The organism is Geodermatophilus sp. CPCC 205506 (assembly GCF_051383635.1).
GTDB lineage: Bacteria > Actinomycetota > Actinomycetes > Mycobacteriales > Geodermatophilaceae > Geodermatophilus.
On sequence record NZ_JALPKP010000086.1, the window covers coordinates 1 to 12530 of the forward strand.

Below are 12530 nucleotides of genomic sequence, written 5' to 3' on the forward strand. Positions count from 1 at the left end.
GTTGAAGTAGCCGGCCACGGCGATCGCCTCGGCGGCGGCCTCGAGGTCGGCGTCGTCGAAGACCACGACCGGGGCCTTGCCGCCGAGCTCGAGGTGCACCCGCTTGACGTCGTGCGCGGCCGCCCCGGCGACCGCCATCCCGGCCCGCACCGACCCGGTGATGGCGACGAGCTGGGGGATCGGGTGCGCGACGAGGGCGGCCCCGGTGTCGCGGTCGCCGCACACGACGTTGAGGACGCCGGGCGGCAGCACCTCGGCGGCCAGCTCGGCGAGCCTGAGGGTGGTGACGGGCGTGGTGTCGCTGGGCTTCAGGACGACGGTGTTCCCGGCCGCGAGCGCCGGGGCGATCTTCCAGACGGCCATCATCATCGGGTAGTTCCACGGCGTCACCTGGCCGACGACGCCGATCGGTTCCCGCCGGACGAAGCTGGTGTGCCCCCGCAGGTACTCCGCGGCGGCCTTGCCCTCCAGCGTGCGGGCCGCGCCGGCGAAGAACCGGATCTGGTCGACCATCGGCGGGATCTCCTCGCTCGCCGTCAGGCCGAGCGGCTTGCCGGTGTTCCGGCTCTCCAGCGCCACCAGCTCGTCGGCGTGCTCCTCGACGAGGTCGGCGAGCCGCAGGAGGGCGCGCTGCCGTTCGGCCGGGGTGCTGTCCCGCCAGCTCTCGAACGCCCGCGCGGCGACCCGGTAGGCGCGGTCGACGTCCTCGGCGGCGGACACCGGCGCGGTGGCGAACACCTCCCCGGTGGCCGGGTCGACCAGGTCGGACCGGCGGCCGTCGGTGGCGTCGACGTGCTCGCCGCCCACCAGGTTGCGCAGCTCCAGCTTGTCGCTCACGGCTCTTCTCCTGTCCGGCCCGCGCTGCCGTGCGGGCTGATCCGTCGTCCGCCCGGCCCTCTTCTCGGAGAACCGTAGCGGCGGGGTGTCACGACGACGGGATCCGTCGTCGTCCCGGTTCATGCTCCCGGCTGCCCGAGGGCGAGCAAGTGCCGCAGCGGCGCGCGGCCCGGCGGAACGGTGACGATGTGGCACTTGTTCCGGCGGGCCGGTGCTGGCTGGGTTGCGTGTGGCCCACAGCACACCGCTGTGGTGTCGCCTGTCGTCTCCGCGTCCGCCGGAGACCTCGAGGAAGGACACCGCATGTCCCTGGCCGCGCCGCGCTCCACCCCGACGCGAGACCTCCGCACCAAGGGCCTGTCGACGAACTCGGTCGGCCTGCTCGCCAGCGTCGTCCTCGGGGTGTCGAGCATCGCGCCGGTGTACGCGCTGACGGCGACCCTCGGGCCGACCGTCACCGAGGTCGGCCTGCAGATGCCGGCCGTCTTCCTCGCCGGGTTCCTGCCGATGCTGCTGGTCGCCTACGCCTACCGGGAGCTCAACCGGGTGGCGCCGGACTGCGGGACGTCCTTCACCTGGACCACCAAGGCGTTCAACCCCTACGTCGGCTGGCTGTGCGGCTGGGGCGCGCTGCTGGCCACGATCATCGTGCTGTCCAACCTCGCCGGCGTGGCCGTGTCCTTCTTCTACCTGCTGCTGGGTGAGCTCACCGGCTCGGAGTCGGTCGCGGCGCTCGGCGACGACCGCCTGGTCAACGTCCTCACCTGCGTCGCCTTCGTCGCCCTCGCCACCTGGATCACCTACCGGGGCGTCGAGGTGACCAAGCGGGTCCAGTACGTGCTCGTCGGGTTCCAGCTCGTCGTCCTGGCCGTCTTCGCCGTCACGGCCCTGGTCAAGGCCGGCTCCGCGCCGGGCAGCATCCCGTTCGAGGCGTCCTGGCTGGACCCGACCGCGATCACCTCGTTCAGCGCCTTCACCGCCGGCCTGTCGCTGTCGATCTTCATCTACTGGGGCTGGGACACCTGCCTGACGGTCAACGAGGAGACCGCGGGCAGCGCGCGGACGCCGGGCCGCGCCGCCCTCCTGACGATGGTCGTCATCATCGTCACCTACCTCGGCGTGGCCATCGCCGTGCAGATGTACGCGGGGGTCGGCGGGGAGGGGACCGGGCTCGGCAACCCCGAGACGGAGGACAACGTCTTCGCCGCGCTCGCCGGCCCGGTGATGGGCCCGGGGCTGGCCTTCCTGCTGTTCCTCGCCGTGGTGGCCAGCTCGGCGTCCTCGCTGCAGACGACGTTCCTGCCCCCGACCCGCACGCTGCTGGCGATGGCGACCTACGGCGCCGTGCCGAAGCGGCTGGCCGACGTCCACCCCCGGTACCTCACGCCGTCGACCGCGACGCTCGTGGCCGGGGTCGGCACCGCGGTCTTCTACGTCGGCATGACGCTGATCAGCGAGAACGTCCTCATCGACACGATCTACGCGCTGGGCCTGATGATCTGCTTCTACTACGGGCTGACCGGCTACGCCTGCGTCTGGTACTTCCGGCGGGAACTGCGCCGCAGCGCCCGCGACCTCGTCTTCAAGGGCGTGCTGCCGCTGGCGGGGGCGCTGATGCTGACCGCGGTGTTCGTGCAGACCGCGGTCGACACCCTCGACCCCGCCTACGGCAGCGGCTCCTCGGTCCTGGGGATCGGCAGCGTCTTCGTCATCGGGATCGGGCTGCTGCTCCTCGGCGCGGTGCTGATGGTCGCCTGGCGGGCGCGGCACCCGGAGTTCTTCCGCGGCGAGACGCTGCGGACCGACACCCCGTCGCTGGTCTTCGACGAGTGACGCCGGTCGCTCACGCCGCCGCTCCGACCGGCGCCGCTGCCGACTCCGTGCCGGGGGTGGCACCGACCGGCAGCAGCGCGTGCAGCAGGAGCCCCGACAGGGCGGAGAAGGTGACCGCCCCGTAGGCGCCGAAGACGACGAACTGGTCCTCCACGCTGATCCCGCCCAGGGTGGTGGCGGTCCAGCCCAGTGCCCACAGCGCGGGCAGCGCGAGGGCCCAGACCCAGCGCCGGCGGGTGGCGGGGGGCAGCGCCGGCGCCTGGGCGAGCCCGAGGACGAGCCCGGTGAGCGCGCCCATCGCGGCGAGGTCGGCCAGGGAGGTGCCGTAGCCGACGGCGGCCGCACCGAGGAGCAGCCCCAGGCCCATGCCGATCGCGGTGGCCGGGATCCAGCGGCGCGGGTCGAGCCGCCGGCGGCTGACCAGCGTCTGGGCGGCGCCGATGACGAGGCCGGCGACGGCGCCGCCGGTCAGGGCGGCCAGCGGGCTGTCGACGCGGCCGGCGACGGCGGTACCGGCCAGGCCCGCGACGGGGAAGGCGAGGAACCCGGCCGTCCAGATCGCCCAGGACCGCAGGAACGGGGATCGGGTGGCCCGTGCGGTGCGGCCCGTCACGGGACCCGCGGCGCGGGTCGTCCGGTGCCTGGTGACGAGCACGGCGGCGAAGGCCAGCAGCCAGAGGCTCCACAGGATGTAGCCGACGAAGTTCGCGGTGTCGATCAGCGGCAGGTCCAGCGGGGAGAGCACGCCGGCGAGGACCAGCACCGCCGATCCCGCGCCCAGCGCGACGAAGAGCCGCCCGGCGAAGGCCGTGCCGAGTGCGGCCAGGACGAGGCCGGTCCAGGCCGCGGTCAGCAGGTAGCCGCCGGTCTCGCCGATCAGGTTGCCGAGCACGCGGTTGGCCGTGCCGAACGACTGCCGGGCGGCGTCGGCGGCCGCGGGGTCGTTCCCGGCCGCCGTCGCGGCCCAGCCGGGGACCAGCAGCGGCCAGCGGAGCAGGCCGGCCACCTGGACGAGGGCCGCGGCGATGCCGACCGGAACCGCCCACCGCATGGCCGCGGACCGGGACAGCCGGCCCACGCCCACGGCGATCGGCACCATCATCGCCGCGCCGACGGCCAGCGCGAGGAACCAGCCGGTGATGGCGGCCTGCGAGGCGCGGAAGGAGGCGAGCACGTCGTCCGCCGGCTGCTTGAGGACGTCGGGGTAGTCGAAGACCGAGCCGAGGCCGGTGAAGGCCACGTTGAGCAGGACGGCGGCGGCGAGCATCGCGGCGGCCGTGCGGCGAGGGGTCATGGGAGTTTCTCCGTCTCTGGCGGTGCGGGTCAGCAGCGGCCGGCGGCCGCGGCGATGTGGGCGACCAGGGCGTTGCCGGGGTGGTCGGCGAGGTGGTCGCGCGCGAGCAGGAGGGCCCGGTCGTGCTCCCCGCGCAGGTGCGCCGCGGCGATGGCGACCACCTGGCGCTCCGGGACGTCGCGTGCGGTGGCGGCGGCCCGCTCGAGCAGGGGCTCCCACACGGGGACGACGAGGGCGGCGGCCACCAGCACGGCCGGATCCGCGCTCGTGCCCGCCCGGTCGACCAGGAGGGGGGTCGCCGTCGGGTCCCCGGCGACGAGGCGCCGGATCAGGTCCTGCGAGGAGGTCGTGTCCACGGGAACAGCGTCGGAGGGGGGCCTGACGACGGACTGACGACGGGCTGACGCCCCTACGCTCGGCCGGTGCTCACCGTCGCGGTGCTCGGCGCCGTCGAGGTGCGGATCGACGGCGTCCCCGCCGCCGTTCCCGGCGGGCGCACGACCGAGCTGCTCGTCCGGCTCGCGCTGGACGCCGGCCGGCCGGTGCGGGCCGAGCGGCTCCTGGAGGACCTCTGGCCCGACGAGACCGGCGCCCGGCGCAACACGCTCCAGGCCAAGGTCTCGCAGCTGCGCCGGGCCCTGGGCGATCCCGCCGCCCTGACCGGCGGGCCGGCCGGGTACACGCTCGCCGTCGACCCCCGGTGCGTGGACGCCGTGCGCGCGGTGGAGGCAGCCGACCGGGGCGCGGCGCTGCTGGCGTCGGGGGACGCCGCGGGTGCCGCGGCCGCCTGCCGGGCGGGGCTGGAGCTGTTCGGCTCCGAGGTCCTGCCCGCCGCCGGTCCGGCGGCGTGGGTGCTGCCGCACCGGGTCCGGCTGGAGGAGACCCGGCTGCGGCTGGTCGAGGACGGGTTCGCCGCGCGGCTGGCGTCGGGCGCCGCGACGGAGCTGGTGGGCGAGCTCGAGTCCCACGTCGCGGCGCAGCCGCTGCGGGAGCGGTCGTGGGCGCTGCTGATCACCGCTCTCTACCGGGCCGGGCGGCAGGGCGACGCGCTGGCCGCCGCCCGGCGGGTGACCCGGCTGCTCGCCGAGGAACTCGGCGTCGACCCGGGCGCCGAGCTGGCCGCCGTGACGCGGCAGGTCCTCGCCCACGACCCGGCACTCGACCGGCCCACCGCGCCCGTGCGCGCGCCCCGCCGCGGCAACGTGCCGGCGCTGTCCGCCCCGCTCGTCGGCCGCGCCGACGACCTGTCCGCGCTGCAGGCGAGCCTCCGCACGCACCGGCTGGTGACGCTCGTGGGTCCGGCCGGGGTGGGGAAGACCCGCCTGGCCACCGAGGCGGCGCGGCTCGACGACGCACCGGACGGCGCCTGGCTGGTCCGCCTGGAGGGCGTCCGCGGGGCGGCCGAGCTGCCCGCGGCGCTGGGCGACGTCCTACCCGGGACCGACGCCGCGGGTGACGTCGTCGGCGGGCTGCGCGGCGCGGACCTGCTGCTCGTCCTGGACAACTGCGAGCACCTGGCGGACGCCGTCGCCGGACTGGTCGCCCAGGTCCTCGACGCCGCGCCGCGCATCCGGGTGCTGGCCACCAGCCAGCGGCCGCTCGGCATCGACGGCGAGCTGCTCCGGACCGTGCCCCCGCTGCCCGAGGAGGACGCGGTCGCGCTGTTCGCGCAACGCGCGGCCGAGCGGCGCCCCGGGTTCGTGCTCACCGACGAGACCGCGCCGGCGGTCGCGCAGCTGTGCAGCTCCCTCGACTGCCTCCCGCTGGCGATCGAGCTGGCCGCGGCCCGGGCCCGGATCCTCACGGTGGCCGAGATGAGCCGGCGGCTCGACGACCGCTTCACCCTGCTGGCCGATCCCACGTCGAGCCGGCCGGCCCGCCGGCGCACGCTGGCGGCGGCCCTCGCCTGGAGCTACGACCTGCTGTTCCCCGACGACCAGCGGGGCCTCTGGGCGCTGGCGCAGTTCCCGGGCGGAGCCACGCTGCCGGCCGTGGAGCACGTGCTCGCGGCGCTGGGCGTGCCCGCCGGAGCCGGCCTCGACGTCGTGGAGCGGCTGGTCGACCGGTCCCTGCTCGACGCCGATCCGGGCGGGCCGGAGACCACCCGCTTCCGGCTGCTGGACAGCGTCCGCGCCTTCGCCGCAGACCGTGCGGCCGAGGCGGGCGCCGCCGACGTGGCGGCGGATGCCGTGGTCGCCTGGGTCGCCGGGGTGGCCGGAGTCGTGGCCGCGCAGGTGCGGGGCCCGGGCCAGGCGGCGGCCGTCGCCGTCACCGCCGCCGAGCGCGCGACGATCGACGCCGCCCTGGACCGGGCCCGCGCTGCCGATCCGGAGACCGGGCTGCGGATCGCCGTCGGCTTCGGCTGGGCCTGGGTGCTGCTCGACGACGCGGCGGCCGCCGCCCGGCTGCGCGCGGCCCGGGAGGCCGCCGACGGCGCGCCACTGGATCTCCGGGTGACGGCGTTGCTGCTGGAGAGCTGGCTGGAGGCCATGTCGGGCGACCTGCGGCGGGCGCGGACCACGCTGGACGCCGCGCTCCTCCTCGCCGGGGACGACGGACCGCTCGCCGACCTGACCCGCTGGTACGGGGCATTCGTCCTGACCCAGGAGGGGCGCGCCGCCGAGGCGCTGGCCGCTCTCGAGCGTTGCCGCGGGGCCTTCGCGGCGAGCGGGGCGGACTGGTATGCCGGCGGCGCGCTGCTCCTGGCCGCGTACGCCCACCTGGCGCTCGGGGACACGGGGGCCGGCCGGGCCGCGTGCGAGGAGTCCATCGCCGTCCTCGGTCCCCTGGGCGACGCGTGGGCGCTGCTGCACGCCGAGGCCGCCCTCGGCCGGGTGGCCCAGGCCGAGCACCGCTTCGCCGACGCGGCCCGCCACCACGGGAACGCGGCCGAGGCCGCGGGCCGGCTCGGGTTCGCCGGAGCGGCCGCCCTGCACCTGTCCCACCTCGCACGGGCCCAGCACGAGGCCGGCGACCCGGGAGCGGCGAGCACGATGCGGCGGGCGCTGGCGGGCGCGGAGCAGGCGGGGGACCTCCGGTTGCTCGCCGAGACGCGGGTGGCGCTGGCGGAGATCGTCCTCGCCGCCGGGGACCGCGCCGCGGCCCGGGACCTCCTGGAGGCGGCGACGCGGTGGTACGCGGCCTCCGGCGCGGGGGAGGGCGCGGCGCTCGCGGCCCGCCTGGTGGGCACGCTGCGACAAGAAGAGGACGAGGAGGCTGGGGCCGCCCCACGGTGACGCCTGACCGACTCATCGCCCGCCTCCTCCCCTGCCGACGCCGCCGTCCGGGACCGGCGGCGCGGTCGGGCTGGGCCGGGACGGGACGGGACGGCTTCTCATCACCGGCTGTCCGGAACCAGGGCCGGGTTGGGGCCGGTCCCCGACGGACTTTCGGCGCCGAAAGTCCGATTCCCAGGCGGACTTTCGGCGCCGAAAGTCCAACTCCCTGACGCGGGCATGCTGCCCAGAGTCCTGGAGACGTGAGGGGGAGGGGCGACCCATCCGGGACTTTCGGCGCGGAAAGTCCGGAATCGACAGCGGGATGGGCCGGGCGTGGACAACCCCCGACACACCAGCGTGATCTATTGACTGTCGATAGACAGTCAGCGATTGTCGATACATGCACCGGATCCAGCGGGTCGTCGGCCTCTTCCCTCGTCGGCCGGGGGCGTGCCTCGGGTGGGCGCACCCGGCCGTCGGGACCGGCTGGTGACGACGGCCGAGCGGAAGGGCACACAGACAGCCGACGTGCTGGTCGTCGGGGCCGGGCTGGCCGGACTGCACACCGCCACGCTGCTCGCCCGGCGGGGTCACGACGTGCTGCTGGCCGAACGGCGTCCCGGTCTCAGCGGCGCGATCCGCACCACGGGGATCTTCGTCCGCAAGACGCTCGACGACTTCCCGCTGCCCCCGGAGTGTCTCGGGCCGCCGATCCGGCAGGTGGTGCTCTACCCGCCGGGGCTGCGCCGCCCGGTCACCCTGGACAGTGCCCGCGACGAGTACCGGGTGGGCGACATGGGGCCGCTGTACGGAGCGGCGGCGCGGGCGGCGGAGGACGCCGGGGTGCGGATGGCGCTGGGCACCCGGTACGAGGGCCGGCGCGAGGACGCCGTCGACCTGACCGGGCCGGACGGGCCGATCCGGGTGCGGGCCCGCTTCGTCGTCGGCGCTGACGGAGCCCGCTCGCGGGTGGCCCGCGACCTCGCCCTGGACCGCAACGAGCACCTGCTGATCGGCGCCGAGGAGGTCTTCGCGACACCCGAGAGCGAGGAGCCGCCGACGTTCCACTGCGTGCTCGACCCCTCGCTCGCGCCCGGGTACCTGGCGTGGGTCGTCAACGACGGGCGGCACGCCCACGTCGGCGTGGCCGGGTACGCAGACCGCTTCCCCGACGGCCTGCGCCGGGCCCTGACGCGCTTCGGCGCCTCGGCGCCCGGGCTGTCCGGCGTCGACCGGCCCGACGACGTCGAGCGGCGCGGGGGTCCGATCCCCGTCGGTGGCCTGCTGCGCCGGATCAGCTGCCCCGATGGGCTCCTCGTGGGTGATGCCGCGGGCGCGGTCTCCCCGCTCACCGCGGGCGGCCTGGATCCGTGCCTGCGGCTGTCGGAGCGAGCAGCCGACGTCCTCGACGACGCCCTGCGCTCCGGACGTCCGGACGCGCTGACCCACTACGACGGTGCCGCCCTCCGCGCCGCCTTCCGGGGGCGGCTGCTGCTGCGGCGGGGACTGGCCCAGGTGCGCACGCCGGCCGTCGCGGCAGCGGCGTTCGGCCTGCTCCGCACGCCGCTCGGGCGGGCCGCGGCCCGGCGCATCCTCTTCGGCGACCGGTCCTTCCCCGACCCCGACCCCGCCGTTCCGTGAGTCAGGCCCGCGTCGCGTCGAGCAGCTGCAGCAGGTCGTGGGCGGCGAGCTCGACCTCCTTGTGACCCCACTCGGCGGCGCGGTAGTGGCAGGCGATGATCCCCATCCGGTGCACCCGGCGGAAGTCGCCGTAGACGAAGGCGTACCGCGCCTTGGTGCCGTCGGTGGCGCCGTCGGTGAGGGCGAGGTGCCAGGCCGAGTACTCGTCCCAGGAGTGCCGGCCGAGAAAGGCGTTCTCCTCCTCGGCGGAGGGCTGCACGCGGCCCCACTCGCTGCGCAGCACGTACCGGCGGGCCGCGATGAGCTCCCGCGCGTGCGCGAGACCGGCGTCGTTCACGAGGTACTTCGCCATGGCGGCTCCTCCGGCTGTCGCCGCCCAGTCCAGCAGCAGCGGCCCCGGGTTGTCGACCAGGCCGGCAGGCGGGTGCAAGGCCGTTGCAAGTCGACTGCAGCCGGCCCGGCCGATCGTCGGTCCACGAGATCCGGCCGACCCGAGGAGACCGCCGTGCACGCCACGACCGAACCCATCGACACCAGCGCGATGCCGACCATCCACACCTTCTTCCGGCGCGAGTTCCGGCTCGCCGGCGGCGTCGTCCGCCGGGTGGCGGACGGCGACGTGCGGCGGGCGCGGGTGGTCTCCGACCACCTCGAGTTCATCGCCCGGGCGCTGCACGAGCACCACACCACCGAGGACGAGCTGCTCTGGCCGATGCTGCTGGACCGCGTCCCCGAGGAGCTGGCTCCCATCGTGCGGCTGATGGAGGCCCAGCACGGGCAGGTCGACGCGCTGCTCGCCACGGTGGGGGAGCTGCGCCCGCGCTGGGCGGCGACCGCCGACCCGGCCGACCGGGACCGGCTGGCCGACCTGTTCGACGAGCTCTACGTGCACCTCGCCGAGCACCTCGACGCGGAGGAGGAGCGGCTCCTGCCCATCGCCGCCCGGTGCCTCACCGAGGCCGAGTGGCACGGGCTCGGGGAGCGCGGCCGGCAGAGCATCCCGCGCAAGGAGATGTCCCTGGCCCTGGGCATGTTCCAGTACGAGGGCGACCCCGCCGTCATCGCGCAGATGCTCGCCGACGCGCCGCCGCCGATCCGGTGGATCGTGCCGCGGCTGTCCCGCCGGGCCTTCCGCCGGCACGCGCTGGCCATCCACGGGACCGCCACGCCCTGAGCCGGGTCAGTCCGGCAGGGCCGCCAGCACCGCCGCGGTGCGCGCCGTCCACGGGTGCAGCCCCAGCGTCCGGTGCGTCTCCAGGGCGGCCTCGCCGTACCGCCGCGCCGCGCCGACGTCCCCCTCGGCGGCGGCCAGCCGGGCCAGCGTGTGGGCGACGCTGCCGTGGAAGAGGGCCGACATGCCGCCGGCGGCGACCCGGTCGGCGTACGGGGCGAGCTGCCGGCGGAGGTCGCCGGCCGCCGCGTCGGTCGGGCAGCCGTGGTCGCGCAGCGCCAACCAGAGGTGGGCGCGCAGCGCGGTCAGGCTGGTCCACAGGTAGTCGCGGATGATCGGGGGCTGCTCCGCCCACGGGCCGAGCAGCCGGCGCGCCTCCCCGGCCCGGCCGGCCTCGACCAGCGCCAGGGCGTGCAGGTCGCGCACCTCGCTGGGCTGGTGCTCGGCGGCCCGCCGGAGCGCCGGCTCCAGCTCGCCCAGCCGGCCCTGCTCCCACCGGATGGTCGCCCGCTGCGCCAGCCCGATGCCGATCCCGGGCGTGGCCAGGGTGTGCTCGAGCCGCTCCAGCCGGACGACGTCCTCCTCGGCACCGGCGAGGTCGCCGCGCGCCTGCCGGAGCAGCGCCAGCCCCCAGCCGGAGACGAGCAGGACCTGCGGGAGGGCGTGCCGCGCGGCCAGCTGCCGGGCCCGCACCAGGTCGGAGTCGGCCTCCTCGAGCCGGCCCAGCTCGCCCCGGACGCCGGCGCGCTGGGTGAGCGCGAGCGCCAGGGCGGGCTCGTCCCCGGCGCGGGCGGCACGCTCGACCAGCTCGTCGGCGAGCGCGGTGCGGCGGTGCAGCAGGTCGGTCCGGGGCAGCGCGGCGGCGGCCAGCTGCAGGACGGCGCCCATCTCCTGCGGCCCGGCACCGGTCGCCCGCAGCCGGGCGACGGCGGAGTCGACCAGCCGGGTGCTGTTGTCCGCGCCGTCGGGGACGTAGAGGTGCTCGACCGCCAGCGCCGCCTCGACGAGCGCGCGCAGCCCGGGGGGCAGGACGCCGTCCGGCGTGTCGAGCACGGCGCGCCACAGCCGGATGGCGTCGTCGTCGACCTGCGCCCGGACCCGCCAGCCCCAGACCGCCCCGTGCGAGATCTCCAGCAGCGCCCGCGCGGCGGACGGCGCGTCGCCGCGGCCCAACGCCGACGCCCCGGCGGCGGCGAACGCCGGCCAGGCGTCGATCGGCCGGCCCAGTCGCAGCAGCGCCCGGCCCAGCCCGACCCGCACCGACTCGCGTTCCCCGGCGGTGGTGAGCGGATCCCGCTCCTGCAGGTCGGCGGCCAGGGTGAACAGCCGCCGCGCCTCCTCGTGGGCGGAGCGGGCGGCCGCCGTCTCCCCGGCCCGCCGGGCGAACGTCCAGGCCGAGCGGGCATGGGCGTCCCCGGCCAGCCGGTAGTGCTCCGCGAGCTCGGCGGCGTGCTCGGCCACCCGGCCGGCGTGCGCGTCCTCCAGCGCCGCGGCGACGCCGGCGTGCGCCCGGGCCCGGGCCCGGCCGGGCAGCAGCTCGTACACCGCGTCGCGGACCAGCGCGTGGGTGAACCGGTAGCGGCCCGGCCCCCGCTCCTCGACCAGGCCCAGGTCGAGCGCCGAGCCCATCGCCTCGTCCACCTCGGCGCCGGAGCGGCCGGCCGCCTGCTCGACCGTGGCCCACTCGAACGAGCGGCCGGCCACCGCGGCCACCGCGAGGACCTCGGAGGTGGCCGGCGGCAGCTGGGCCAGCCGCTGGCGCACCACGTCCCGCACGCCGTGGGGCACGGTGCGCCAGCCCGGGGCGTCCGGCCGGACCAGCGCGCCGTCGGCCGCCAGCAGCCGCGCCACCTCGGTCACGAAGAACGGGTTGCCGTCGGTGCGGGCGACCAGTTCCGTCGCCACCTCCGGTGGGATCTCCACCCCGGTGGACGCGGCCACGCAGGACGCCACGGCGTCGGCGTCGAGGCCCGGCAGCTCGATCCGCACCGGGTCGACCCGGGCCAGGGCGCCCAGCAGGTCCGCGACCGCGGGGCTGGTGTCGGCGGGGGAGGCCCGCAGCGCGACGACGAGGACGACCGGCGCGCCGGCCAGCTCGGCGGCGACCCGGCGGACCAGCCGGAGGCTGTCGGTGTCCGCCCAGTGCACGTCGTCGAGGACGAGCAGGACCGGTGCGCCGGCCGCGACCTCGGCCAGCAGCGTCCCGGCCAGGCGGTAGCTCTCCGACGCCGCGTCCCGCACCCCGCCGTCGGCCGGCGCGAGCACCTCCTCGCTGCCGAACGCGCCGCGGACGGCCCGGGTCCAGCCCCACAGCGGCGGGCTGCCGTCGGGGTCCCAGGTGCCCCGCCCGCAGCGGAAGCCGGCCGTCGCCGCCCGGGCCAGCAGCTCCTCGGTGAAGCGGGTCTTGCCGATGCCCGGTTCCCCCGTGACCACCACCGTGCGGCCCCGGCCGCCGGCCGCGCCGGCCAGCGCCCGGTCGACCGCCGCCAGCTCGCCCTCCCGGCCGGCCAGCACCGCCACGGCCGCGGCCGGCAAG

9 protein-coding genes are annotated in these 12530 nt (G+C 76.7%); 4 read left to right on the forward strand and 5 right to left on the reverse strand.

Translation table 11 applies throughout. The features are described 5' to 3' along the window. A partial coding sequence (locus MY520_RS27045) for an aldehyde dehydrogenase family protein (protein WP_436695793.1) occupies window positions 1-837 on the reverse strand: 837 nt, incomplete at its 3' end. A 303-nt stretch (window positions 838-1140) separates the two neighbouring features. Between MY520_RS27045 and MY520_RS27050 the strand changes: the two genes are divergently transcribed. Further along, on the forward strand, window positions 1141-2670 hold the full coding sequence (locus MY520_RS27050) for an APC family permease (protein ID WP_436695794.1): 1530 nt from the start codon (window positions 1141-1143) through the stop codon (window positions 2668-2670). A 10-nt stretch (window positions 2671-2680) separates the two neighbouring features. Here MY520_RS27050 and MY520_RS27055 read toward each other — a convergent pair whose 3' ends face one another. After that, window positions 2681-3964, reverse strand: coding sequence for a hypothetical protein (locus MY520_RS27055; protein WP_436695795.1), 1284 nt, complete (start codon window positions 3962-3964; stop codon window positions 2681-2683). Between the two features lie 29 nt (window positions 3965-3993). Continuing rightward, window positions 3994-4320 carry a hypothetical protein gene (locus MY520_RS27060; protein ID WP_436695796.1) on the reverse strand — a complete coding sequence of 109 codons (327 nt, stop codon included), beginning with the start codon at window positions 4318-4320 and terminating at the stop codon, window positions 3994-3996. A 66-nt stretch (window positions 4321-4386) separates the two neighbouring features. Between MY520_RS27060 and MY520_RS27065 the strand changes: the two genes are divergently transcribed. After that, the gene (locus MY520_RS27065) at window positions 4387-7200 is read left to right on the forward strand and encodes a BTAD domain-containing putative transcriptional regulator (protein WP_436695797.1); all 2814 of its coding nucleotides are present in this window, start codon (window positions 4387-4389) and stop codon (window positions 7198-7200) included. Between the two features lie 471 nt (window positions 7201-7671). Then, window positions 7672-8823 (forward strand): NAD(P)/FAD-dependent oxidoreductase, encoded by a 1152-nt coding sequence (locus tag MY520_RS27070; protein WP_436695798.1) that lies wholly within the window; start codon window positions 7672-7674, stop codon window positions 8821-8823. Between the two features lies 1 nt (window position 8824). On the opposite strand, the gene MY520_RS27075 is transcribed toward MY520_RS27070, so the two are convergent. Next, entirely contained in the window at window positions 8825-9175 is a 351-nt protein-coding gene (locus tag MY520_RS27075) for a hypothetical protein (RefSeq protein WP_436695799.1), read from the reverse strand. Window positions 9176-9328: 153 nt separating this feature from the next. Between MY520_RS27075 and MY520_RS27080 the strand changes: the two genes are divergently transcribed. Next, the gene (locus MY520_RS27080) at window positions 9329-9997 is read left to right on the forward strand and encodes a hemerythrin domain-containing protein (RefSeq protein ID WP_436695800.1); all 669 of its coding nucleotides are present in this window, start codon (window positions 9329-9331) and stop codon (window positions 9995-9997) included. 6 nt (window positions 9998-10003) lie between these two features. Here the strand turns inward: MY520_RS27080 and MY520_RS27085 are convergent. After that, on the reverse strand, window positions 10004-12530 hold a 2527-nt coding region (locus MY520_RS27085; RefSeq protein WP_436695801.1), incomplete at its 5' end, for an ATP-binding protein.